This is a genomic window from Kandleria sp. (assembly GCF_017934775.1).
GTDB classification, from domain to species: Bacteria; Bacillota_I; Bacilli_A; order Erysipelotrichales; family Coprobacillaceae; genus Kandleria; species Kandleria vitulina.
This window is the reverse complement of sequence record NZ_JAGBIX010000031.1, coordinates 1-23339: the sequence shown is the minus strand read 5'-3', so window position 1 is coordinate 23339 and position 23339 is coordinate 1. Positions and strand designations below refer to the sequence as shown.

27 protein-coding genes are annotated in these 23339 nt (G+C 35.2%); 5 read left to right on the top strand and 22 right to left on the bottom strand.

The window, feature by feature from the left end; all coding sequences use genetic code 11:
• Positions 1 to 140: 140 nt before the first annotated feature.
• Together J6L95_RS04035 and hflX are read right to left on the bottom strand one after the other, a co-directional pair.
• Positions 141 to 1412 carry a glutamate-5-semialdehyde dehydrogenase gene (locus tag J6L95_RS04035; protein WP_287458242.1) on the bottom strand — a complete coding sequence of 424 codons (1272 nt, stop codon included), beginning with the start codon at positions 1410 to 1412 and terminating at the stop codon, positions 141 to 143.
• Positions 1413 to 1438: 26 nt separating this feature from the next.
• Complete coding sequence (gene hflX / locus J6L95_RS04030; protein ID WP_287458241.1) at positions 1439 to 2641, bottom strand: GTPase HflX; 1203 nt, start codon at positions 2639 to 2641, stop codon at positions 1439 to 1441.
• 122 nt (positions 2642 to 2763) lie between these two features.
• Here hflX and J6L95_RS04025 point away from each other — a divergent pair, with 122 nt between their 5' ends.
• On the top strand, positions 2764 to 3174 hold the full coding sequence (locus J6L95_RS04025; RefSeq protein ID WP_287458240.1) for a Fur family transcriptional regulator: 411 nt from the start codon (positions 2764 to 2766) through the stop codon (positions 3172 to 3174).
• Complete coding sequence (rbr, locus tag J6L95_RS04020; RefSeq protein ID WP_029069983.1) at positions 3171 to 3755, top strand: rubrerythrin; 585 nt, start codon at positions 3171 to 3173, stop codon at positions 3753 to 3755. Before J6L95_RS04025 ends, rbr begins: the two co-directional genes overlap by 4 nt.
• Positions 3756 to 3787: 32 nt before the next feature.
• Here rbr and J6L95_RS04015 read toward each other — a convergent pair whose 3' ends face one another.
• From J6L95_RS04015 to rdgB, 4 genes are all read right to left on the bottom strand, one after another.
• Complete coding sequence (locus J6L95_RS04015; RefSeq protein WP_287458239.1) at positions 3788 to 4186, bottom strand: NUDIX domain-containing protein; 399 nt, start codon at positions 4184 to 4186, stop codon at positions 3788 to 3790.
• A 23-nt stretch (positions 4187 to 4209) separates the two neighbouring features.
• A complete protein-coding gene (locus J6L95_RS04010) occupies positions 4210 to 4857 on the bottom strand; it encodes a TIGR01906 family membrane protein (RefSeq protein WP_287458238.1) in 648 nt (215 codons plus the stop codon).
• Between the two features lie 75 nt (positions 4858 to 4932).
• Entirely contained in the window at positions 4933 to 5445 is a 513-nt protein-coding gene (locus J6L95_RS04005; RefSeq protein WP_029069980.1) for a tRNA (cytidine(34)-2'-O)-methyltransferase, read from the bottom strand.
• Positions 5446 to 6033 carry an RdgB/HAM1 family non-canonical purine NTP pyrophosphatase gene (gene rdgB, locus J6L95_RS04000; RefSeq protein ID WP_029069979.1) on the bottom strand — a complete coding sequence of 196 codons (588 nt, stop codon included), beginning with the start codon at positions 6031 to 6033 and terminating at the stop codon, positions 5446 to 5448. It abuts the gene before it with no gap.
• Positions 6034 to 6150: 117 nt separating this feature from the next.
• Here rdgB and J6L95_RS03995 point away from each other — a divergent pair, with 117 nt between their 5' ends.
• Positions 6151 to 6879 (top strand): ChbG/HpnK family deacetylase, encoded by a 729-nt coding sequence (locus J6L95_RS03995; protein ID WP_287458237.1) that lies wholly within the window; start codon positions 6151 to 6153, stop codon positions 6877 to 6879.
• Between the two features lie 4 nt (positions 6880 to 6883).
• Here the strand turns inward: J6L95_RS03995 and J6L95_RS03990 are convergent, their stop codons facing one another.
• The 5 genes from J6L95_RS03990 to J6L95_RS03970 are packed head-to-tail and all read right to left on the bottom strand — an operon-like array spanning position 6884 to position 9829.
• The gene (locus J6L95_RS03990) at positions 6884 to 7783 is read right to left on the bottom strand and encodes an SPFH domain-containing protein (RefSeq protein ID WP_287458236.1); all 900 of its coding nucleotides are present in this window, start codon (positions 7781 to 7783) and stop codon (positions 6884 to 6886) included.
• A gap of 13 nt (positions 7784 to 7796) precedes the next feature.
• Complete coding sequence (locus J6L95_RS03985; protein ID WP_029069976.1) at positions 7797 to 8222, bottom strand: NfeD family protein; 426 nt, start codon at positions 8220 to 8222, stop codon at positions 7797 to 7799.
• Positions 8219 to 8602 carry a hypothetical protein gene (locus J6L95_RS03980; RefSeq protein ID WP_029069975.1) on the bottom strand — a complete coding sequence of 128 codons (384 nt, stop codon included), beginning with the start codon at positions 8600 to 8602 and terminating at the stop codon, positions 8219 to 8221. Before J6L95_RS03980 ends, J6L95_RS03985 begins: the two co-directional genes overlap by 4 nt.
• A 34-nt stretch (positions 8603 to 8636) precedes the next feature.
• The gene (locus J6L95_RS03975) at positions 8637 to 9224 is read right to left on the bottom strand and encodes a phosphatase PAP2 family protein (RefSeq protein WP_287458235.1); all 588 of its coding nucleotides are present in this window, start codon (positions 9222 to 9224) and stop codon (positions 8637 to 8639) included.
• A gap of 26 nt (positions 9225 to 9250) precedes the next feature.
• On the bottom strand, positions 9251 to 9829 hold the full coding sequence (locus J6L95_RS03970) for a PTS sugar transporter subunit IIB (RefSeq protein WP_051550696.1): 579 nt from the start codon (positions 9827 to 9829) through the stop codon (positions 9251 to 9253).
• Positions 9830 to 9906: 77 nt separating this feature from the next.
• Between J6L95_RS03970 and J6L95_RS03965 the strand changes: the two genes are divergently transcribed.
• Positions 9907 to 11649: an aminopeptidase P family protein gene (locus J6L95_RS03965; protein ID WP_287458234.1), complete on the top strand. Its 1743-nt coding sequence runs from the start codon at positions 9907 to 9909 to the stop codon at positions 11647 to 11649.
• A 23-nt stretch (positions 11650 to 11672) separates the two neighbouring features.
• Here the strand turns inward: J6L95_RS03965 and J6L95_RS03960 are convergent, their stop codons facing one another.
• The 9 genes from J6L95_RS03960 to thrC form a co-directional block, all read right to left on the bottom strand.
• Complete coding sequence (locus tag J6L95_RS03960) at positions 11673 to 12149, bottom strand: QueT transporter family protein (RefSeq protein ID WP_287458233.1); 477 nt, start codon at positions 12147 to 12149, stop codon at positions 11673 to 11675.
• A gap of 42 nt (positions 12150 to 12191) precedes the next feature.
• A complete protein-coding gene (locus J6L95_RS03955; protein WP_287458232.1) occupies positions 12192 to 13640 on the bottom strand; it encodes a glycoside hydrolase family 1 protein in 1449 nt (482 codons plus the stop codon).
• A gap of 9 nt (positions 13641 to 13649) precedes the next feature.
• Entirely contained in the window at positions 13650 to 14531 is an 882-nt protein-coding gene (locus tag J6L95_RS03950; RefSeq protein WP_287458231.1) for an alpha/beta hydrolase family protein, read from the bottom strand.
• The gene (locus J6L95_RS03945; protein ID WP_287458230.1) at positions 14528 to 15751 is read right to left on the bottom strand and encodes a hypothetical protein; all 1224 of its coding nucleotides are present in this window, start codon (positions 15749 to 15751) and stop codon (positions 14528 to 14530) included. The genes J6L95_RS03950 and J6L95_RS03945 overlap by 4 nt, the downstream gene beginning before the upstream one ends.
• 11 nt (positions 15752 to 15762) lie before the next feature.
• Complete coding sequence (locus J6L95_RS03940; RefSeq protein WP_029069969.1) at positions 15763 to 16005, bottom strand: hypothetical protein; 243 nt, start codon at positions 16003 to 16005, stop codon at positions 15763 to 15765.
• A gap of 86 nt (positions 16006 to 16091) precedes the next feature.
• Complete coding sequence (locus tag J6L95_RS03935; RefSeq protein WP_287458229.1) at positions 16092 to 16853, bottom strand: histidinol-phosphatase; 762 nt, start codon at positions 16851 to 16853, stop codon at positions 16092 to 16094.
• Between the two features lie 8 nt (positions 16854 to 16861).
• Entirely contained in the window at positions 16862 to 17278 is a 417-nt protein-coding gene (pth2, locus tag J6L95_RS03930) for an aminoacyl-tRNA hydrolase (protein ID WP_287458228.1), read from the bottom strand.
• A 63-nt stretch (positions 17279 to 17341) separates the two neighbouring features.
• The gene (thrB, locus tag J6L95_RS03925; protein WP_287458227.1) at positions 17342 to 18238 is read right to left on the bottom strand and encodes a homoserine kinase; all 897 of its coding nucleotides are present in this window, start codon (positions 18236 to 18238) and stop codon (positions 17342 to 17344) included.
• A 3-nt stretch (positions 18239 to 18241) separates the two neighbouring features.
• Positions 18242 to 19726 (bottom strand): threonine synthase, encoded by a 1485-nt coding sequence (thrC, locus tag J6L95_RS03920; RefSeq protein WP_074685530.1) that lies wholly within the window; start codon positions 19724 to 19726, stop codon positions 18242 to 18244.
• A gap of 273 nt (positions 19727 to 19999) precedes the next feature.
• Here thrC and asnA point away from each other — a divergent pair, with 273 nt between their 5' ends.
• Positions 20000 to 21016 carry an aspartate--ammonia ligase gene (gene asnA, locus J6L95_RS03915; RefSeq protein WP_029069964.1) on the top strand — a complete coding sequence of 339 codons (1017 nt, stop codon included), beginning with the start codon at positions 20000 to 20002 and terminating at the stop codon, positions 21014 to 21016.
• Between the two features lie 29 nt (positions 21017 to 21045).
• Here asnA and J6L95_RS03910 read toward each other — a convergent pair whose 3' ends face one another.
• Together J6L95_RS03910 and J6L95_RS03905 are read right to left on the bottom strand one after the other, a co-directional pair.
• The gene (locus J6L95_RS03910) at positions 21046 to 22377 is read right to left on the bottom strand and encodes an ATP-grasp domain-containing protein (RefSeq protein WP_287458226.1); all 1332 of its coding nucleotides are present in this window, start codon (positions 22375 to 22377) and stop codon (positions 21046 to 21048) included.
• Between the two features lie 15 nt (positions 22378 to 22392).
• A complete protein-coding gene (locus J6L95_RS03905; RefSeq protein WP_029072861.1) occupies positions 22393 to 23151 on the bottom strand; it encodes an esterase family protein in 759 nt (252 codons plus the stop codon).
• Positions 23152 to 23339: the final 188 nt, after the last annotated feature.

Here is a 23339-nt window from a genome sequence, read left to right as displayed (position 1 = left end):
GTCTGAAATGCGCTATAATTTTTATGGTTTAATGTTGTAGTTTTCATAATTACATTATACCAAAAAATGCGTCGGATTTATCCGGCGCATTTTATTTTTGAAAACTAATCCAGATTATCTATCCGGGTCAGCCCCTTTTTTTATAGATCTTTAAAATGGAAAGATGAAGCACCTGATGCGTAATCAGCGACAATCTGACCTTTACCGACTAGCTGATATTTATAAGTGATCAATCCTTCTAGTCCAACTGGTCCTCTTGCATGAAGCTTAGATGTACTGATTCCAACTTCGGCACCAAATCCATATCTAAAGCCATCCGCAAATCGTGTCGATACGTTCCAGTAGACACCTGCTGAATCAACCATAGCCATGAATTCTTTAGCTGTTGCTTCATTTTCTGTAATGATAGCATCTGTGTGATGTGAACCATAGAAGTTGATATGTTCAATGGCTTCTTTAACATCATCGACAAGCTTAATAGATACGACAAGATCAAGATATTCAGTGTGGAAATCGTCCATAATTTCCACGGAAATAATATCATTCACTTCTTCTGTACCTCTCATCTTGACACCATTATCCTCAAATGCGGCCTTTAATACTGGCAATACTTCTTTAGCAACACTTCTGTTGACAAGAATAGTCTCAACCGCATTGCAGGCAGCAGTATATTGTGTTTTAGCATCAATAATGATAGGAACAAGTTTATTGATATCGTAATCTTTATCCACATAAATATGACAGATTCCATCCGCATGACCCATTACAGGAATTTTTGTATTGTTCATAATATATTGTACAAACGCATTAGATCCTCTTGGGATAAGCAAGTCCACATCTTTTTCACATTTAAGAAGCTCATCAATTTCACTATGTGCTTCTGCCTGTGCAAGACAGTTTTCTGGAAGACCAGCCTTGATGGCTGCTTCTTTAATAAGAGTGAAAAGTGCCTTATTAGTATTGGCAGTTTCTTTTCCTCCCTTAAGAATAGCGCAGTTTCCACTCTTGATACAAAGTGTTGAAATCTGTACTAATGCATCTGGTCTTGCTTCAAAGATTACACCGATTACTCCGATTGGTACAGAGATACGTGTTAAAACTAGATCTTGATCTAATTCTCTTTTTAATAAGATCTTATGTAGTGGATCATTTAATGAAATTAACTGATCAATGCCAGCAATGACATCATGAAGTTTGTTTTCATCAAATTTAAGACGTTTTTTTACAGCTGGTGTTACACCTTTTTCATCTGCGTATTTTAAATCTTCTTTATTGGCTTTAAAGATGTCTTCTTTATGTTCTTCTAAAGAAGCTTTAATCATCTCTAAAGCTTTATTTCTTTCTTCAACTTGAGTAGATGCAAGCTGTGGGGCATCTTTTTTCATCGCTTTAGCGATTTCTTTTACATTCATCGTCTCACCTCGTTTTTTTCATTCTATCATACTTTTCTATATCTGCTATATTTATTTGCATAATAAGTTGGTGCTTCTATTGTGATAGCTATGCATTCATCCTGAAATTCTTCTTTTATAAGCGTTGTTTCTCTGATCAGCTTTTTATAAAGATCCCCTTCTTCATAAGGAATATAGAGTGTTATTCTTTCTTCATCTTTATAGATGATCTTAATGATTTCATCTTCTAGCTTATCAATATGAAGATTGTTCTTAGCAGAAATAAATACATATGGATCTCTTGGAACAATGAATTCTGCCTGTTCGAGATCACATTTGTTATAGACGTAAAGCATCGGTGTTTCTACACCTAATTCTTTAAGTACCATATTGGTTACTTCAATTTGCTTATTGGCATATGGAGATGAGGCATCTACTACATGAAGAATAAGATCTGCTTCCTTGACTTCCTCTAAAGTTGATTTAAATGCTTCTATAAGATGATGAGGAAGCTGAGAAATAAAACCAACAGTATCACTCATAAGAATAGTACGATTATTTTTAAGTACCGCCTGTCGTGTAGATGTTTCAAGTGTCGCAAATAACATATCTTCACTGTACACTTTCTTTTGTGTAAAAAGATTCAATAGTGTAGATTTTCCCGCATTGGTATAGCCTACCAAAGCAACCACCTTCATATTCTCACGACGTTTTCTTTGCGTCTGTCTTTCCTTCGTCACTTCTCTTAATTCCTTATAGACCTGTGCCATATGTCTTCTAATATGACGTCGTTCTATTTCTATCTGCTGTTCACCAGATCCTCTAAATCCCGATCCACCTTGCTGTGAATACATTTCTTCATGTGCCCCAGCTAGTCGTGGCAGTTCATATTTAAGGCGTGCCACTTCTACCTGAAGCTTTGCTTCTTTTGTACGTGCACGTGATTCAAATATTCTTAAGATCAGATCAGTACGATCTTTGACTTCAATGCCAAGTAGATCGGAGATGTTTCTTAACTGTAATGGAGTGAGTTCTTCATTGAAGATGACCATATCTTCATCTTCAATAAGATGTCTGATTTCCTTGATCTTACCAATCCCTACATATGTTGTTTTATTAGGATCAGCTGCCTGTGTGACAATGTGTGTAACTTCAATCTGACAGGCACGACATAGTTCTTTGAGTTCTTTTATAGAAATATCAAAGTCATAGTCTGTTGTATATTTTAATGCTAATAAAATTGCTTTCATTTAATCACCAACTTTAGAGTATCACGGGATTTCAACGAAATCCATAGAATATCTTTTCAAAGATATAAAAATGCACTATAATATAGTTAAGTAGTAACAATTACTACTTAAGGAGATATATCATGAGTGTAAAAATGCGGCAATCAAAACATAGAGATTTAATATTAGCTATATTAAATAGTGAATCAACACATCCGACAGCAGAGGAAATCTACAATAAAGCGAAAAAAGTCATCCCAGATATTTCACTTGGAACAGTTTATCGTAATCTTAATGTTCTTGTTCAACATGATATTATAAGACAGGTGAAAAGCAATGATCAGACTGTTCACTATGATGGCAATCTCTCACCACACTATCATCTATTTTGTCAGACATGTGGGAAAATTGTAGATATATTCCCAGAGAATGAGCTTCATCAGAAGCTCATTGACTCTGTAAAAAAATCGGGTGCCACCATCCATTACTCTCGCGTCAATTTTATTGGCGAATGTGCTGATTGCGCAAAAAAGAAGGAGGAACAAAAGATATGAATCTCAAAGGTACAAAGACTGCAGAAAACTTAATGCATGCATTCGCAGGTGAATCACAGGCAAGAAACCGTTATACTTTCTGGGCTTCTATGGCTAAGAAAGATGGTTATGTTCAGGTTCAGAATATTTTTGAAGAAACTGCTAACCAGGAAAAAGAACATGCAAAACGTCTTATGAAATTATTAAATGCAGGTGGTTTAAAGGGTGAAACTATTCCAGTAGAAGGTAGCTTCCCTGTACTTATGGGTACTACTGAAGAAAATCTTAAGGCTGCAGCTGCTGGTGAAAACGAAGAATGGACTGATATGTATCCATCATTCGCTAAAACAGCTGAAGAAGAAGGTTTCCCTGAAATTGCTGCTGTATTAAGAGCAATCGCTCGTGCTGAAAAGATGCATGAAGATCGTTATCTTCATCTATTAAAGAACATCGAAGAAGGCAAAGCTTTCAAGAAAGATGAAAAAGTATTATGGAAGTGCAATAACTGCGGTTTTGTTGTTGAAGCTGAAGCTGCTCCAGAAAAATGTCCAGCTTGCGACCATCCACAGTCATTCTTTGAAGAATATAAATTCTTTGATTAAAAAAGAGGTGTAGGACACATGTCCTACACCTTTTATTCTTCTATTTCTTCTTTATATTTTAACAATAATGAAGAAAGTTCAGGATAATGCCATTTTGCTGGAAGAACATCAAACGCTTTACGTTCTCTCATTTCTCCATCACTTAATGGACCTAATTCATAGACTGTTGCTAGAAAAGCCATTCCCTTCTTTTCATTATAAATAAAATCACACATCGGCTGAAGATTAAAGCCGCATGCTCCTGATTCATTATATAAAATACGTCGTGCCGCACTAGATGGAATCTCTCCTTCTTCCAATGCTCCACCCTGAAATTCCCAGGCCAGATTCTTCTTTTCTCTGCTTAATAATAGTTTTCCCTGATAGTACGATAATATCACAACAACATCATACTCTTTTAATGATTCACTAGGAAACGTAGTATTTTCCATTTCACTTTCACCCTCCACATTCTTTATAAAGAATGTCTTACCTTTCGATAAAGAAACTGTAATACAATATTAACAACTACAATCAAGAATAATATTCCTATTAGACAATGATTAAAAAACATTTCTGGAAAAATGCGTATAATGGGATCTTTAACCGGATCAATAAGCCAATAGTTATTTCTAAAAAGCATTTGATGCATCAAGATGAATGCTTCATCAAAAGATGTTAATGATAAAAAACCAAAGAAAGCCACAATGACCACTGAGATTTTTCCTGTCACATTAAGGAATTCAACGTTGCTTTCTTTAAGGTGACTTCTTATCATAAATGATAAGATAACTACATCAATAATAAAGAACACCTGCAAAAATGCGTAGATGGCTTTTACATCCTTAAAATGAATCAATGTTTCCTTTGTTAAAGTAAAATAAGGAACTTGCAAAGGTTCTTTTGCAGACAATGTAAGATAATGGCATATTGTCGTTAAGCTCTTCACCATCTGGGCATTGCTTAATCCCGTATATCCTTCTAGATCATAAGAAGAAATGCCCACCTGATAAATAATTGGACAAAACGTCACCAAAAGAACAGCTCCTATAATAATTGCTAATGAAAAAAGCAAGCCCGTAAAGATATCTTTCCCTCTTGCATTATTTAAGAAATATCTCATATTATTCTCCCTTATCCCCTATTATATCACGATATAAAGAAAAGCACTTCATTAATTTTGAAGTGCTTTAAATTTCTATTCAGCTTCTCTAAGCAGAAAGTCTTCTCCCTTTTGTACTTCATGTCTTACCAATTGAGGGAAATCCTGCTGACGTAGACATTCATAAATACCAATAGCAACAGTATTTGATAAGTTAAGAGAACGTGAAGACGCAAACATTGGAATTCTGACACATTCATCAAGATGATCTCTTAGGATATCATGAGGAATTCCATCATGTTCATGTCCAAAGAATAAATAATGTTCTCCTTCTTGTGTATAGTCTTCTTCTGTATATGTACGATTAGAATATCTTGTATAGAAATGATAATATCCTTTATTCTTAGATACAAAATCTTCCCAGTTTTCATAAACTGTTAAATTAAGATCCTTAATATAATCCAATCCTGCTCTTTTCATATGCTTATCATCCAATGAAAAGCCTAATGGCTTAATCAAATGAAGATGTGTGTTAGTAGCAACGCATGTTCTCATGATATTGCCAGTATTTTGTGGAATAGCTGGATGTACAAGTACAATATGATTCATTTATTGATGCTCCTTTAATATCTTATATAGCTTCTTTAATGCTTTTGCACGATGAGAATGCTGATTCTTTTCTTCTAGACTCATTGTGGCTGATGTTTTCTTAAGTGGTGGGAAATAGAAGATTGGATCATAGCCAAAACCATTTTCTCCTTCAATACGATCATTGATTTCTCCCTCAAAAGATTCCTGAATAGTAATTGTTTCTTCTCCTGGAATCGCAAGTGCCATTGCACAAATAAATCTAGCAGTACGTTCTTTTCCTGCAACCTTATCAATGATAGCCTGGTTCTTGATGCTATAAGGAGTATCTTCTCCCATCCATCTTGAAGAATAAATACCAGGTGCTTTATCTAAGGCATCTACTTCTAATCCAGAATCATCTGCCAATGTTGGCTTATTGATCATCTTCATAACTGTTTCAGCTTTAATAACTGCATTTTCAACAAATGTTTTACCAGTTTCTTCTACATCTGGATTATATCCAAGAACATCTTTAATAGAGATTACTTCAATGCCAATGCCTTCAAGCATCGCCTTTATTTCTCTTATTTTTCCTTTATTGGTAGATGCAACTACAATCTGTTTCATCTTCTCACCTCTTTCTTTATCATTTATACAACACATGAAATAGATTGTCAAAATTCTTACTAAAAAAGAAGAAGAAATCATTCTTCTATGCTATGCTTTTAAAAAGGAGAGATTCTCATGATAAATAAATTAATTATTAATTCAGACGATTTAGGGATGACTCCCTCTATTACCAAGGGAATCATCGATGGCTATAAAGAAGGTGTCATCACTTCAACCACTGTTCTTATGAACAGTCCCTATGCTAAAGAATCATTGGAAGCTGTTAAAGACCTTAACATTGGTGTAGGTGTACATCTCAACGTTACTTTTCTTAAACCCTTGACTCAAGGAAAAAGCTTTCTTATTGATAATCGCTTCAAAAAGCCACATGAGTATGACAATATAAACATTGATACAGAAGAACTCTATGAAGAATGGAAAGCTCAGATTGATGCTTTTATTAAAATGACAGGACATAAGCCAACGCATCTTGATGCGCATCATAATATCCAAGATTATTATCCTGATGTCTATAGAAGATTATCTAGAAAATATGATCTTCCTGTACGTAAGCTTAATCATATCATCAATGATTATGAACCTGTTCCCGTTATTCATTTCAAGAATGATCTATGCCACATTGAAGATTTCGCTAAAATATGTGAATCACATACAGGTACCATTGAAATCATGACTCATTCTGGCTATTGTGATGATGAACTTGAAAAGCTTTCTAGTTATTCAACAGGTAGAGAAGAGGAACTTTCTTTTTGGAAAGATCCTCTTGTTAAAGAGTATCTTAACAATAACAACATTGAACTTATTTCATTTAAAGACATAAAAATCAGTCCCCATGAGGACTGATTTTTTACTTATCTTCTTTTAATATTTCAGCAGCGCTTGTCAAAGTTCCAGCTAATCCCTGAAGATTGCTTGGCACGATGATCTTAGTAGCTGTACCATTTGAAAGATCTTTTAATGCTTTTAATCCTTCTAGCTGTACATAAGCATCATTTGGATTTGCAGCATTGATATAGTTGATAGCTTTTCCTTGTGCTTCATAGACAAGTCTTAAAGCTTCAGCCTGACCTTCAGCTCTTGCGATGGCTGCTTCTTTTTCAGCAGTAGCTCTTAATACCAATGATTCTTTGTCACCCTGGGCATTAAGGATAGCAGCCTGCTTACGGCCTTCGGCCACAAGAATCGCTTCACGTCTTTCACGTTCAGCACGCATCTGTTTTTCCATGGCTTCCTGAATATCTCTAGGTGGAATGATATTCTTAACTTCTACACGGTTAACCTTGATTCCCCAAGGATCAGTTGCTTCATCTAGGATAGAACGCATTCTTGAATTGATGATATCTCTTGAAGTTAATGTTTCATCTAATTCAAGTTCACCGATAATATTACGTAAAGTAGTGGCTGTCAATGTTTCAATCGCATTGATTGGTCTTACAACGCCATAAGTAAATAACTTTGGATCTGTAATCTGGAAATAAACAACAGTATCAATCTGCATTGTAACATTATCTTTAGTGATAACTGGCTGTGGCTGGAAATCCATAACCTGTTCTTTTAATGAGACACGATTACTGATGCGATCTACAAATGGCACCATGATATGAAGACCAACATTCATTGTGTGATTGTAGGCACCTAATCTTTCAACAACATAAGCATAAGACTGTGGCACGATCTTAATAGTGTTTAATACGATAATAATAACAATAATAATGAGTACTGCACTTAAAATAAAACCAAATGTCATAAAAATTTTCCTCCTATATTTCTTCTACGATAAGATGATTGCCCTCAATGGCTAACACCTTTACTTGACTACCTTCAGTAATCTCATCCTTTGTTTTACTTAATGCACGCCATGTACCATTAAGTAATTTTACTTCTCCCATTTCATAAGCAGTAAGGCTCTTAGTGACAACACCCTTCTTGCCAATCAGACGATCTACATTTGTCTTTGTGATCTGACCGTGCAACATTTTACTAGCTAGTGGTCTTGTTAATACCAATGTCAACAAGCTTCCTAAGACAAAGATGATAATCTGTACAGAAAGACTTGCCTTTAAGCAGGCCGCAATTAATGCTAAAAGACTACCAAAAGCAAACCAGATGCTCACTAATGCAACTGTCGCGATTTCAAATACAACCGCAACGGCCAATACAATGCCCCATACAAGAATTGGACTCATGATATGCCTCCTTCTTTATAATCAATAACCAGGATATCCTGTCTTTGGTCATACTGTCCTTTAAATTTATAACATCCGTGCTTGTTAAAATCTAAAGGAATAATATCCGCAATCATCTCCATAAAGGCCTTATTGCTGATACGACCATAGGATTTGCCAAGAGACAGTTTAAAGTAACAATCACTTGCATAGAGATTCTGATCAATCTCTTCTTTTGAAAGTGGCTTGATGCCAATCTGATGCTGCGACTCATCTACACCTAGAAGTACATAGTTCACATCATCAAAATAACGACATGCCACTTTATTTAAAGTGATATTAGTGGGATAGAATGATACCACTGAAGCAACTGTTTCATTGGTGCTCCATTTAAAGTTCATATTGCCACCTCCTGATTACATTATATTATTAAAATTATTTTTGTTCAATATAATTATCAGAAATATATAAATTATAATAGCGATTTATTAAAATACGTGCAATTAACGCTGAAATAAAGCCAATAATTGCTCCTCCAAGTACATCTGTTGGATAATGAACAACCAGATAATTTCTACTAAATCCCATCAATATGACAAGAAGAAAAGCGAGCCAGCTATACTTCTTGTTTGTATAAAAGAAAACAGCCCCCATTGCTGCCATTGTCGTAGAGACATGTCCAGATGGGAAAGAATACTCGCGCATTGCTAATCCACCAACATATTTCCACCAGTTGTAATAATCCACATTTCCCGACTGGTATGGTCTTAATCTACCAACAATGATTTTTAATCCTAGATTAGTAAACAAGAAATTAATAAGTATCGCTATCAACATCGCTGTTCCTACTTTTCTTGTTTTCTTGATACATATTAATATGATAGAAATCCATACAATCGGAAATAAGGCATGAGAATCACATAGATAACTGATAAAACGAATAAATGGTGTAAATCTATTACCAGTCATAAGTGCAAATTCATGAATCAGCTTTAATATAGTATAGTCAATAAAATGAATCATACTTTCCTCCTAAGAAAATGAACAGATTACTTCATTTTATAAAAAGCCGCAATCTGTTCATATAATTTGGTACAATTGTACGAGGCAAACACCGTTGGGTCTATTGGTTCAACATGACACTGCGGTGCAATCTGTTTTATATGTGAAAGTGAATATCTTACCTGTGGGGCAATAAGAATCAGATCATACTGATCGGCGATATAATCAATATCTTCTACTGCCGCTGCATCTATTTCATAATGAAGATGTCTTAATGACAAGTATTCCATCATTCTTGTCTTGAAGAAGCTTGTTGTCATACCACCACTACATGAAAGAAGAATTTTATGTGTCTTCTTTTGTTTTTGATGGGATAAGTATTCAATGAAGACATTAAACATCTTTTTGCCATGGGCATAATCATTAAAAGAATAAAAGAGATAAAAGATGTTTTCTTCGTTCTTCTTGATGCTTTCTTCAATGATATCACCATAAACATGTATTTCTGCTTTACAGTCATGGTATGTGATCACTATTTTATTGTCATATTCTTCATATTGCCACAATGCATTGCTGATAATCTGATAATGCATCCACTTCTTAAAGATATCAATGTTTGCTTTCATATAATAACCTCTTTTTGTATTATATCAAAATTGATACACTATGTCTCTATTGTGTTATAATAAGCTAGGTGATTAAAATGAAAGAAATTATAGCTTTACAAGAACAACTAAAGAAAAATAATATCGCTTATTACATTGTTCCTACTGATGATGATCATCAGAGTGAAATGGTTGGCGATTATTATCAATTCAGAAAATACTTATCCCACTTTACTGGTTCAGCCGGTACTCTTTTAGTGGGGCAGGAAGATGCTTATCTATGGACTGATGGGCGTTATTTTATTCAGGCAGAACAGGAACTTCCTAAGAATGTGAAACTCATGAAAATGAGACAGCCTAATGTTCCTACTATTCATGATTTTCTTGTTTCACATCTTCGTACTGGAGATCGTCTAGGATTTGATGGACAGGTTATGAATGCCTCTTTCCTTATTGATCTTGAAGAAGAAATGAATATTGAACTAGTAGATACAGACATGACTTTTATCTGGGAAAATCGTCCAGAACGTTCTCATGAAAAAGCCTTCTACTATGATGATGCTTATCATGGTACTGATGTGAAAGAGAAGCTTTCTTTATTAAGAGACTATATGGCAAATGTGGGGGCTACATCACATTTGATTGCATCACTAGATGATATTTGCTGGTTATTTAATATTCGTGGACATGATATTGCATGTTCTCCTGTGGTCTTATCTTTTGCACTTATTGAAGATGATCAGGCAACACTTTATCTTCAAAGAGAAGCTTACGATGATGATATGGAAACATTCTATAATGCTAAAGGTGTCACTATCAAAGATTATGATGAAATCTATCATGATGTTAGTCTATTGGAAGGACAGCTTCTTGTAGATTTAAGTGCCATCAACTATAAGCTTTATGCTTCTATTTCATGTGAAATGTATGATTCTGAGAATCCTACACAGTATTTTAAATGTATTAAGAATGATACTGAAATTAAGAATACAACTCATGCACATATCAAGGATGGTGTCGCTGTTACACAATTTATGTATTGGCTTAAGCATCACAAGATGACAGATGAAGATACTGAAGTCAGCATTGCGGATAAGCTTGAATCATTTAGAAAGAAGCAGTCATTATATCTTGATCCTTCTTTTGATACTATTTGTGCATACAAGGAAAATGGTGCTATCATTCATTATCATGCTACTAGCGATCATTGTGCAAGAGTCTACAATAAAGGGATGCTGATGATTGACTCTGGTGGACAGTATCTTGATGGAACAACTGATATCACAAGAACATTTGTTCTTGGGGAATTAAGTGAAGATGAAAGAAGAGATTTCACTCTTGTATTGAAGTGCTTCTTGAACTTAATGAATCTAAAGTTCCCACATGGTATGACTGGTATTAACATTGATACTGTCGCAAGAGCTCCATTATGGGAATATGGTATGGACTTTAGACATGGTACTGGTCATGGTGTTGGTCATTTCCTTAATGTACATGAAGGTCCACAGGGTATTCGTCCTTATGATGAAGAACCTACTACTATTGAACCAGGGATGATCACAAGTGATGAACCTGGATACTATAAACCTGATGCTTATGGTATTAGACATGAGAATCTTCTTCTTTGTGTTAAAGATGAAGAAACTGAATATGGACAGTTCCTTTCATTTAAGCCATTGACATTGGTTCCTATTGATCTAGATGGTGTAGATGTATCCCTTCTTTCACCAAAACAGAGAACATGGCTTAATGATTATCATAAGAAAGTCTATGATACACTTCATTCCTTCTTAAATGAAGATGAAAGAGCTTGGCTAAAAGAAGCTACTAAAGCAATTTAAAAGGAGACATAAGTCTCCTTTTTTTATAGTTCAAGATGTTCCATAAGTACCTTATTTTTTTCTATCATGCCAAAGATGAATGCACCGATAAGCAAGATCGCAAATTCACCTGCAAATACATAGAAGATATTTAAGAATAGTGGTAACTCTTTAAATAATATTGTTAATTCCACACCAACAATAATGCCGTTGAATACGCCTCCTGCAATAGCTGCAAGATAACGATTTGGTAGGGCGTTCATCGCCAATAATGTTAAAATTGTTGCAACTGTACCAAAGCATACATCCCATAATCCAAGTGGTGAGAATAAGTTAGCTATTATGCATCCTAGTACTAATCCTGGGATGTACTTTTTATTGTAAAAAGCTAAAAAGATAATGATTTCTGATACTCTCAACTGAACTGCACCGTATGCGATTGGTGAAATAGCTAATGTCATTACTGCGTATATTGCTGCAATAATCGCATTAAATGCTATTGTCTTTACTTTACTATCCATAATTATCACCTTCCAAAAGATAATGCCAGTTTTGCACTGGCATTAAAGATTTTCTCCATTTGATTCAATGACTTTCTTATACCAATAATAAGAATACTTCGGTATACGTTTTAGTGTACCGCTGTTTTCTTCTTCATCACGATCGACATAAACGAGCCCATAGCGTTTCTGATAGCCATTAAGCCAGCTTAATACATCTGTAAATGACCATACACAATAAGAAAGAATACGACATCCTTCATCGCAGGCTTTCTTTAATTCTTTTATATGTTCTCGTAAATAATCTACACGATAAGGATCATGAATTTTCCCATCTTCTATTTTATCAAATGCGCCTAAGCCATTTTCTGAAATGATGATGGGCAGATCATATCTTGATGTAATATCACGACAGGCAAAACGTAAACCAGAAGGATCAATAGCCCAGTCCCAGTCCGTCTTATCTAAGAAATCATTTGATGGATTTATATATAAGCCTGGAATTCCTGTTACTGCCTTTGTCCCTTTTTTACCCGAATTGTTTTCGCCATTGAGATTATTGACACCTTGTGGCGGATTGTAGGCCACCGTTGTTGTCTGGTAATAGTTTACTCCCATAAAATCTACAAGTAAAGCTGAACGTTTAAGGATATCTTCATCCCATGGCTCCATTTCTATTTTTACATTCAATGATTCAAGATATGATAACGCAGCACGTGGATATCTGCCATAGGCGTAGACATCCATCCAGTAGTAGGACTGCAGAGTATCATAATCCTGCTTGCTTAAGGCATCTTCTGGTTTATTAGTTAACGCATAGGAAGGTGAAAAAGCAAACGAAGATCCAACTAATGCATCATCATACATTTCCTTAAGTGCAAGAACACTGTAGGCATGTGCCATAAATACATGATGGTTGACCTGATAGAACATTTTTAAATCATTGATTTTTCCTGGTGGATGCGTCCCAAGCATCCAGCCATGACTGGTAAATACATTCTGTTCATTCATGATAATCCAGTGTTTTACTCGATCACCATAATGACTAAAGCACACTTTCGCATAGTTTACGAAATCATCAACACTTTGGCGGCTCTCCCATCCACCATACTGATCTATAAGCGATTGTGGCATATCCCAATGATAAAGAGTTACCATTGGCTTAATCTTGTATTTTATACATTCATTGATTAATTCATCATAAAACTGAAGGCCTTTTTCATTCAGTTTCCCATTTCCCTCGGGAAAGATTCTGCTCCAGGAAATAGAGAAGCGGTAGGTTTTTAGGCCAATGTAGGCCATCAGTTTAACATCTTCCTTGTAGCGATGATAATGATCAACTGCTACATCCCCTGTTGTCCCCTTAAAAGTCTTACCGGGGATTTTGACAAATGCATCCCAAGATGAAAGTCCTTTTCCATCTTCATCATAAGCTCCTTCTACCTGATAGGCAGCTGAAGCTGCACCCCAAAGAAAATCTTCAGGAAAACCTTTAGATTCTTTAATATACATTATTTTCTCCTAAATATGTTTAGCAAGAAAATCTTTTAATAAATTAGAATAGCTTTCATCCTGATTCATTTCATAGAAATGATTTTCTTTGATAGGGAACAATGATGCATCTGAAGCATTGTTGTTGTAAAGATCGAATACGCGCTTAAAATTAACATTCTTTTCATTCTTAGAATGAATAAAGATAGTTGGAATAGTATTGTTCTTTACATCTTCAACAGCATCAAGACGCTTGATATCCAATCCTGATTCCTGCTTGATGACTCTTCTTAAAATAGGAGCAGCAAACTTGCTATTGATCTTATACTTCTTAAAAAGAAGATCAGTTAAATAGTGAGATACATTATCACATGCACCATCGCTTACGATGGCACTAACATTCTGCAATTCATGAGTTGCGCTTGCACGCAAGATCGCATTAGCACCAAGGTTCTTGCCATAAAGGATAAAGTGCTGCTGTGAACCTAATTTCTTTAATAAGAAACGATTCCACAAGATCAGATTCTTGGCATCCTTTTCACCAAAGCTTCTAAGATAGCCATCGCTCATGCCATGACTTTCACTATCCAATAAGACAATATTTGTTTCTGGCAGCATTTTTTCGAAATGCTGAGCACATTCAATAAGTGAAGAGGCGTTCTCTTTTATTTCATGTAACATAATCAGTGTTCTATCAGCGTGATTATGTTTAATAAGATAACCATAAAGAACCATGCCTTCTTCATTTTTTAATTGCATTTCTTCTTCATCAAGCACATCAAGATCAGTTCGATCAATTTCATTTCTATAAAGCATATCTTTTGCAAATTCACTTGTTGCCTTATACATTGCTGCTACACTTGCAAATGCTCCAGCAACGACACCGCCAACTAGCCATTTCTTGTTTTTCATCTATACCACTCTCCAAAGTTATCCAATAGTAGTCTATTAATATTAACAATCTGTTCAAATGAAGACTGTCTAAATTTCTCATTTTCCATACGTCCCGCAAAGAACTTGATAGCACCAATCAGCTCGGCTTTTACTCTTGGTCTCATTTCTTGAGGGAATGAGGAAATAGGGAAACATGTGAAAATAAATGTATTAAAGTCTGTGTGGAACACATCGATTAAAACTTCATACCCTTCTGTTTTAAGAAGTGCATTTCCTAATGCTAAATCTAAATCAGAATCAGCTAATGTCATCATGTTGTTCATAATGATTCTAAATACATTTCTTACAACACCGTGGTAGTTTTCTACATCATTCTTGAAGATGTAATACAAATATGAGAATACAAGGTTTACATCTTTATTGTGATCATCATTTACATCATAGAGGACAAAAATCTTCTTTAACTGAACAATAAGATCATTGACGACCATCACTGATTCAGATAAAGCCAATGCCCCAAAATCTGTCATGATACAGAATGTAAAACGTTCATTACGACAAAGTTTTTCTACAATGTCCAAGAAACGTTCTTTTGCATACTTGTAGAATTCTCCTACATGTTCACATACTTTACGTATAATTTCTCTGACGTAGTAAAGATGGTACTGATATTCTGTATTCAGATACTTTGATGCTGGTGAAATCCATTCATGTTCATAAAGAATATTTTCTAAAAGAAGATTCATTGTTTCAAGATAAGCATCATAACGCCGACGTTCTCTTAGCGTTCTTAATGCTGGAATGAAGATCTTATAGAAATCATCCACTGTCTTCTGGGAAATGCCATTATGGTATTTCATATACTCATAGACATTTACATAATCAATTGGGGCCATGAAGACTTCAAAGCACTGTTCTCCATCAATATAGTTTTCATAGAGTGAGTAGTGCAACAATTTAGGATAAGATTCATTATGTAAGATATGTTTTAATGAATCATTGATAATATGCTGCTTTTCCTGTTCATTCAAGTTTTCAGTAAAATGAGCTTTTACTTCTTTCTCACAGGCAATATCTACGAAAATGTCAATCTTTCTGAAGTTAGCATCCAACATGTAGTAATGACATTTATACTCATGTTCACCCGTACGATAGCCGCATAAATACTTATAGCGTCCCTCATAAGAGCTCTCATGATCTTCGATATATTTTTTTATTACATTCGTATTTACTGGCATAGCAACCTTCCTTAAAATGCACCTCTCGCTTTCTTGAAGCGATGGTAAAAATTCTTCTTGATATACTCATTGGCATAGAAGCGAATATTTTCACTATCGTAATCTCCTCCTGCCAATAGACACGTATCCATTATTTCAATCGTTAGTTCACGGAAATCCTGTTCACTTAAATCGTAAAGCTGATCTTTAAATACATCTTTAACGATTGCAAGACTATCCTCAAAAAACGGCTCTTTATCAATATTATATTCCATATTAGCACCTCTAGACTGATTATAACATGAATACGCTTGCTTTTCACAATAAAGTAACTATGTGAACTCTACATGAAAAAAATCCGTTATTTCAAAAAACGGATTTCTTCTGTCTTTTCTAGACCTAATTTATTAATGACATAACATGCTTCATCATATGTTCTATTGTCACTTAATGCAGATGGTTCATGTGCATCAGTACCAATGATAATACGATTATTATGTTTCTTACATAATGCAAAGAAAGGCACACTTGGATAATCTCTTCCAGTCTTAAATCCAAGCAGATTGAATTCTAGTGGGATATCAAGTTCTTTTGCCTTTATACAGATCTTCTCCATCTCAGCAAGATGACGAGGATCTTTTTGATCATACGCGATAACATCAGGATGAGCAATATAGCTAAATAACCCAGTTTCCATTCCTTTGATAACCTGTGAAACATATTTCTTGACTGTTTCTAGATCTTTTTCTGGAAAACCGTAGTATTCGCCATATTCATCGCTTTCATCATAATGGTTTCCTAAAATGAGGTAATCAAGACTATATTTCTTGATAATATCTCTCATCCAGTCCATCTTATCTTCAAAGTATTCACATTCAAAACCGATTTTAATAGAAATCTGATCTTCATATTTCTCTTTTAAAGCTCTTATTGTTTGTACATATCCTTCGATTTCATCTTCTTCCATACGCATCGTAGGATGAAATGATGACTCATAATGCCATGGGGCATGATCAGAGAAACCTAATTCTGTATACCCCGCCTTAATAGCATTCTTGATATAGTCTTCTTCTTTGCCAATCGCATGCTTACAGCGATAAGTGTGTGTGTGATAATTCTTCATAACTGCTCCTAATACAATGGTAAATCTCCTGTTATCTTGTTGGCATCTTCAATATATAAAGGTTCAAGTGCCATACATGTATATGTTGGTTCACCATGGAACTCAGTATATCCTGCATCCTGAATCAACGAAGAAATAAAACCTAGTTCTTTTGCTTTATGATGCAATGCTAGTAGTTCTTCTTCACTATCTACATAGACGCAGACTTTCGCAACGCCTTTTTTGAACCATTGTGTAAGTGGTGTAATATCTTCACTTTCTATTGTCATATAGTCATCATCGTTGACAAGCTGATTAAATCTATTTTCTTTTTTTAAGGCCATAAGCACTGCCTCTACACTCGCATGTGACGCCTGTGCTGCAATCTTGCCTTTTCTCATCTTGAGATCTCTTCTCATGATAATCATTTGTTTTGATTCATACATAAGATCATCCTCCATTTCTTTTGCATTATAGCACAAGAAAAAAAAATAGGAACATTTCTGCTCCTATAAATAATCACAAGTGTATCCACGTGTGTCTAATTCTAGTTTTTCAACTCTCCATCCTTTAATCAGATCACCAAGTTCATCTTTTATTCTTACAACGCCCTTAGTGTCTTCTGCTTTGATTAAAGCCATGATAGTTGGGCCTGCTCCTGAAAGATAAGCGCCAAGCACGCCTTCATCTTTTTCAAGGCATTCCATAATTGGGAAAAAGTTATTGATAAGCTGACCACGATATGGCTGGTGGAAACGATCCTTAAATCCAAGCTTCAAGCCATGATCATAGCCGTTAATGATTGAAGCTACCATCAATGCAAGGTGTGAGACATTGGCAATAGCATCTTTTCTCTCAAGCTGTTCAGGAAGAACTGAACGAGCTTTCTCAGTGGACAAGGTAAAAGGTGGGATAAGAGCAACAAAGCGATAATCGTGCTTTACTGGCAATGATAATGTAGTAACGTTGTAGTCTGCTTCTACAACTGATACAGTCATGCCCCCAAAGATGGCAGGAGCAACATTGTCAGGATGCCCTTCAATTTCAGTTGCAAGATTAAGAATCTCTTTTCTTTCATCAGCACGATCCATTAATGCATACGCACCGACAATTCCTGCAACAATACAAGTGGAAGAAGAACCGAGACCTCTAGTAAAAGGTACTTCAGTCTTAGTGTGGATTTTTACATTATGATATTCTAACCCAACCTGCTTGGCAGCTTTCTTGAAAGTCTGGTAAGTTAGATTATCTTCATTAGCAAACTGTTCTGGACAGCCAGTAATTTCTAATGGCCCATCTGTCAGTTCAAAGGTAAATGTGTTATAGAGTGTTACAGCTAAACCAGCGACATCAAAGCCAGGGCCAAGATTGGCACTTGTAGCAGGAACTTTCACTTTAACATACATATTTTAAAACTCCTTGATTCTTTCGCCAATAAAAGAAAGAATATGATCTTTCGCGATTACGCCTTCATGTAATGTTTCACGTTCCTTTAATCCTTTTAATGGGTAAGGAATTTCAACATCTGTCATTTCATTTAAGGCATCGATAGCTGTGAATACATCTGTCTTCTTTTCAGTCAATGCTTCATAAACAGATTCAGGGAACTTATAAGGAGATGCTGTTGCAAGAAGAACATTTGGAGTCTTATCTCCAGTTTCCTTTACGTATTCATTGTAGACACCATAACCCACTGCTGTATGAGTATCTAATAAGTAATGTGTCTTATCATAACAATCCTTGATATTTTCAAGAACCTGTTCTTCACTCTGACATCCTGCAACGAATTCTTTCTGAATGCGTGCAAGTGTTTCTTCATCTACACGATAAACGCCTTCATCAGATAATGATTTATAGAACTGATCTACTTTTTCACTATTTCCATCTACCATAAACCATACAAGACGTTCAAGGTTACTTGATACTAAAATATCCATTGCTGGGGCATTTGTCTTATAGAATTCTCTATGTGTATCATAAACACCTGTCTTAAAGAAGTCTGTTAAGATATTGTTCTTATTGCTTGCAACGATGAACTTATTAACTGGAAGTCCCATGTTTTTAGCAATCCATCCAGCTAAGCAGTCACCAAAGTTTCCTGATGGAACAGTGAAGTTAACCTGATCACCAAGCTTAATTTCTCCTCTATTGACAAGTACGCTATATGAATGGAAATAATACACAATCTGTGGAATCAAACGTCCAATATTGATTGAGTTGGCACTTGATAAGAATACATGGTGCTGATCACAAAGATCCTTTAATTCTTCAGAAGCAAATGCTTTCTTGACTGCTGTCTGTGCATCATCGAAGTTTCCTTCAATACCGATGACTTCTACATTCTTTCCTGTTGTAGTAACCATCTGTCTCTTCTGAATAGCTGATACACCATCAATTGGATAGAAGACCTTAATGCAAGTTCCTTCTACATCCTTAAATCCTTCAAGTGCAGCTTTACCAGTATCACCAGAAGTAGCGGCAAGAATCATTACCTCACGTTCTTCACCTTTCTTCTTTAAAGATAATGTCATAAATCTAGGCAATAAAGATAAAGCCAAATCCTTAAATGCGGCTGTAGGACCCTGGAATAGCTCTGTTACAAAAGTATTGCCAACTTTTTCAACTGGTACAACGCCTTCCTTAAATAATCCTGTATCATAAGCACCCTGGCATGCTTTTCTAATATCTTCAACGGCATCCTCTGGTACAAATGCCTTAATAACCTCTGTTGCAAGGTCTACATAATTTAAAGAAAGAAGTGCATTTAAATCTTTCTTTTCAAATGGAAAGTCAGGTACAAGCAAACCTCCATCGTCTGCAATCCCCTGTAAAATGGACGTGTAGAAATCCAATGGTTTCTGATGTCCTCTTGTACTTTTATATAGCTTTTCCATAATCCACCCTCCTTGTGTTTATGTCATTGTATTAGATAAGATAATTTAAGTCAATAAAATTCATCTTATATTTATGATAATACAAAAGAATAGCTATCACAATTATCAATTTTCTAATTGTACCCATCAATCTTTTTAAATTTATCTCCTAATTTACTTTTTTGATTAAAATAACCCTCTTTTTTCAATAATTGGTGCTATTTGTCGAGAAAAATCCTCTTGATTACATCAAATAACTATCTTATAATGCAGGAAAGCAAAGGAGATAGAAGTATGAGTAAAATTTTAATTCCTGAGGATTACAGTTCTCCTCTCGATCTTATCGAAACCGAAGTAGCTGTCAAAATGATAAAAGATACATTTGAAAGAAGACTTGCAGAACAGTTACGTTTAACAAGAGTTTCTGCCCCACTCTTCTTATTAAAGAATACAGGTCTTAATGACAACTTAAATGGTGTAGAAAAACCAGTATCATTTAAATCCTACGAATTAAATAATGATGATGAAATTGAAATCATTCACTCATTAGCAAAATGGAAAAGAGATGCTCTTCATAGATATAATTTTGAACCACACACAGGTCTTTACACTGATATGAACGCTATCAGAAAAGATGAAGAACTCGACAACATTCATTCAATGTATGTAGATCAGTGGGACTGGGAAATGGTCATCAATAAAGAAGATCGTACTAAACAGTATTTTGAATCAACTGTTAAGAAGATCTATAAAGCTTTATTAGATGTTGAATTCACAATGATCAGACATTATCCTCAACTTGGTAAACCAATTCTTCCTGAACAGATCTACTTTATTACAACTCAGGAACTTGAAGATCGTTATCCTGATCTAACACCAAAAGAAAGAGAAAACGCTATTGCGAAAGAGAAGAAAGCAGTCTGCATTGAACAGATTGGTGATGTTCTAAAATCAGGTGAAAAACATGACGGACGTGCTCCTGACTATGATGATTGGGCATTAAATGGTGATATTCTTGTCTATAATAGTGTACTTGATAATGCCTTAGAATTATCATCTATGGGTATTCGTGTTGATGCTAAGAGCTTAAAAGAACAGTTAGAAAAAGCTGATGCATTAGATCGTCTTGAATTACCTTTCCATAAACATATCATGGAAAATGTTCTTCCTTTATCTCTAGGTGGAGGAATCGGACAGAGCCGTATCTGTATGTTCTTCTTAAGAAAATGTCACATCGGTGAAGTTCAGGCTTCATTATGGGATGAAGATACAATGCGTATCTGTGAAGAAAACAATGTTTCACTTCTATAATCAAAACCGACTCAATTGAGTCGGTTTTTTTAAATGACAATTTCTAATTCCCGTGCTTTCTTTTTAGCATCTTCTAGCGCTTTTTTTGCATTTTCTGCCTGTTCTTGCGCCTTCTTCATTTCTTCTTGAGAAATGAGAAGCTGTTCATATGCGAAAAATTCTTCTCGTTCACTAGCAGGCATAAGAATGTCATGACGTATCTTCTTCATTTCTTCGACTGTATCAGTTCTATAAATGAAGATATGATGTCCCATTGCTTCAGCTAAAGCATTAGGAACATATTCTTCCTGTAATATATGATCGCCATGTCGATCATATATTTCTTTAGTCGTTAAAGCATACGCTTTCTCTTTACGTCTTCCAGCATACTCTACGTAATACTTTCTTTCTATATCATAGTAGCATTTATCATACAGCAGCATATCAGCCCAGATTGTATAGACATCAACATCGTAACAGAAGTTCATCATATCTGGAATATAGGCTCCTGGTGCTCTCATATTGACTTCAAGTCCTACAAGATCACCTTTCTTTCCTAATTGTTCATGATCTTCATCAAGTCTCATGAATTCAAAGTGGAAGAATCTTCCTTTAGCTTCAAATGCTTCTACTGTACGTTTTCCTATTTCATAAATATCAGTGCCTTCAATAGGCTGAGAATAGAAGATTGTATCTTTACCCTCGTTGACATTATCCATTACCTGATTAACCATCACATGTGATGTAGCAATAAGGATATTCATCTTTGAATCAGTAATGCCTTCAAATGTTTCTACATGACCAGGTACGCATACTTCTAGAATATAAGGTACATCTTCCTGTTTATTCTTCATGAATGTCTTTAGATCTTCATCACAAGTCAACTTGTGTGTATCACTTGCCCCCATGCCATTATCTGGTTTAACAACAAGCGGATAGCCATTCTCTCTTGCAAATGCAAGTCCCTCTTCTTCGCTTTCAACAATCGTATAGTTAGCAACTGGAATACCGGTGTTCTTATAGATAGTCTTCATATGAGATTTATATCTTAATTTACCCATATCTTCAATATGAGGACCAGTTGGTACATTATAATCAGTACGCAATTTTGCTTCTAGATTAAGCCAATACTCATTTTCAGATTCAATCCAGTCAATACGACCGTATTTAGCAATATAGTGTGCTACAGCCTTGTAGACATCATCATAGTTCTTTAATGATGAAACATAGTAATACTCTGTAACACTGTTCTTAGTATCCAAGGAAATATCAGCATATGGCGTATCTCCGATACCTAATACATTAACACCTCTCCTTTTTAAACGATCACAGAAATTGTAATAGTAGTAAGGAAAGTGTGGTGAAATAAATATGACATTCATTGAATTATATCCCCCTTAATCATCAAATAGAATGTGCTCCATAAAATATGGAAATTGAATTCTCCACCAAGGCCAATCATGACTTACGTCATAGCCCCAAAAATCACACCAGGCAGGAATGTCTTTTGCATTAAGCAGTTCCTGCATACGTCCGGTAGATTTAACCATCTCATCTTCCCAAGCACCCTGTCCGCAGCAAAGTACAATACGGCATTCACGGTATTTCTGAACATATGGATGATCATAATTCATACCGTTTAAATAACGAATAGGACTATTACGATATAAGATATCATCACAATAATTACCAAAGAAGATATCACAATCATAATATCCACTTAATCCGATGCATCCCTTAAATACATCAGGATTTCTAAACATAAAGTTAACTGCGTGAGAAGCACCTAATGAAACACCTGTTGTATAGATACCATCCGCATAATCACCACCATTAGCATTGATTTCAAAAATACGTGGTACAAGTTCATTAACAATATAGAAATAATACTGTTCAATGATATAGGTACGATGTTCATATGGAAGATGACTCTCACTCCATCCTTCCTGATCGACACTATCTACACAGAATAACTGACAGTCGCCATTTTCAATGAAAGATGAAATTGTATCAACCATGCCCTGATCTTCAAAATCATAGAACCTGCCATCCTGCGATGGAAAAACAAGAATTGGACGTCCGGCATGACCATAAACCTTAAATTCCATATCTCTTTCGAGACATTGGCTGTATTCTTTGTAATATGCAATATTCATACTAACCCTCCTTTTTTATGATGTGAAAAAACATCATCATAGCAATAGAATTCTTTTATTCATTATACCATGACATTTTTCATAACCATATCTTTTTCATAGTTTTTCATCATTATTAGCACTCAGCTATTGACTCTGCTAAAAGAAGTGCTACAATAAAGTTGTACCAAGGGTACGGAACAATTGAG

Bases quoted from the DNA above. Each gene is read 5' to 3' on its own strand.
- J6L95_RS04035 (WP_287458242.1), bottom strand. From the start codon at position 1,412: ATGAATGTAAAAGAAATCGCTAAAGCGATGAAAAAAGATGCCCCACAG.
- hflX (WP_287458241.1), bottom strand. From the start codon at position 2,641: ATGAAAGCAATTTTATTAGCATTAAAATATACAACAGACTATGACTTT.
- J6L95_RS04025 (WP_287458240.1), top strand. From the start codon at position 2,764: ATGAGTGTAAAAATGCGGCAATCAAAACATAGAGATTTAATATTAGCT.
- rbr (WP_029069983.1), top strand. From the start codon at position 3,171: ATGAATCTCAAAGGTACAAAGACTGCAGAAAACTTAATGCATGCATTC.
- J6L95_RS04015 (WP_287458239.1), bottom strand. From the start codon at position 4,186: ATGGAAAATACTACGTTTCCTAGTGAATCATTAAAAGAGTATGATGTT.
- J6L95_RS04010 (WP_287458238.1), bottom strand. From the start codon at position 4,857: ATGAGATATTTCTTAAATAATGCAAGAGGGAAAGATATCTTTACGGGC.
- J6L95_RS04005 (WP_029069980.1), bottom strand. From the start codon at position 5,445: ATGAATCATATTGTACTTGTACATCCAGCTATTCCACAAAATACTGGC.
- rdgB (WP_029069979.1), bottom strand. From the start codon at position 6,033: ATGAAACAGATTGTAGTTGCATCTACCAATAAAGGAAAAATAAGAGAA.
- J6L95_RS03995 (WP_287458237.1), top strand. From the start codon at position 6,151: ATGATAAATAAATTAATTATTAATTCAGACGATTTAGGGATGACTCCC.
- J6L95_RS03990 (WP_287458236.1), bottom strand. From the start codon at position 7,783: ATGACATTTGGTTTTATTTTAAGTGCAGTACTCATTATTATTGTTATT.
- J6L95_RS03985 (WP_029069976.1), bottom strand. From the start codon at position 8,222: ATGAGTCCAATTCTTGTATGGGGCATTGTATTGGCCGTTGCGGTTGTA.
- J6L95_RS03980 (WP_029069975.1), bottom strand. From the start codon at position 8,602: ATGAACTTTAAATGGAGCACCAATGAAACAGTTGCTTCAGTGGTATCA.
- J6L95_RS03975 (WP_287458235.1), bottom strand. From the start codon at position 9,224: ATGATTCATTTTATTGACTATACTATATTAAAGCTGATTCATGAATTT.
- J6L95_RS03970 (WP_051550696.1), bottom strand. From the start codon at position 9,829: ATGAAAGCAAACATTGATATCTTTAAGAAGTGGATGCATTATCAGATT.
- J6L95_RS03965 (WP_287458234.1), top strand. From the start codon at position 9,907: ATGAAAGAAATTATAGCTTTACAAGAACAACTAAAGAAAAATAATATC.
- J6L95_RS03960 (WP_287458233.1), bottom strand. From the start codon at position 12,149: ATGGATAGTAAAGTAAAGACAATAGCATTTAATGCGATTATTGCAGCA.
- J6L95_RS03955 (WP_287458232.1), bottom strand. From the start codon at position 13,640: ATGTATATTAAAGAATCTAAAGGTTTTCCTGAAGATTTTCTTTGGGGT.
- J6L95_RS03950 (WP_287458231.1), bottom strand. From the start codon at position 14,531: ATGAAAAACAAGAAATGGCTAGTTGGCGGTGTCGTTGCTGGAGCATTT.
- J6L95_RS03945 (WP_287458230.1), bottom strand. From the start codon at position 15,751: ATGCCAGTAAATACGAATGTAATAAAAAAATATATCGAAGATCATGAG.
- J6L95_RS03940 (WP_029069969.1), bottom strand. From the start codon at position 16,005: ATGGAATATAATATTGATAAAGAGCCGTTTTTTGAGGATAGTCTTGCA.
- J6L95_RS03935 (WP_287458229.1), bottom strand. From the start codon at position 16,853: ATGAAGAATTATCACACACACACTTATCGCTGTAAGCATGCGATTGGC.
- pth2 (WP_287458228.1), bottom strand. From the start codon at position 17,278: ATGTATGAATCAAAACAAATGATTATCATGAGAAGAGATCTCAAGATG.
- thrB (WP_287458227.1), bottom strand. From the start codon at position 18,238: ATGTATGTTAAAGTGAAAGTTCCTGCTACAAGTGCCAATCTTGGCCCT.
- thrC (WP_074685530.1), bottom strand. From the start codon at position 19,726: ATGGAAAAGCTATATAAAAGTACAAGAGGACATCAGAAACCATTGGAT.
- asnA (WP_029069964.1), top strand. From the start codon at position 20,000: ATGAGTAAAATTTTAATTCCTGAGGATTACAGTTCTCCTCTCGATCTT.
- J6L95_RS03910 (WP_287458226.1), bottom strand. From the start codon at position 22,377: ATGAATGTCATATTTATTTCACCACACTTTCCTTACTACTATTACAAT.
- J6L95_RS03905 (WP_029072861.1), bottom strand. From the start codon at position 23,151: ATGAATATTGCATATTACAAAGAATACAGCCAATGTCTCGAAAGAGAT.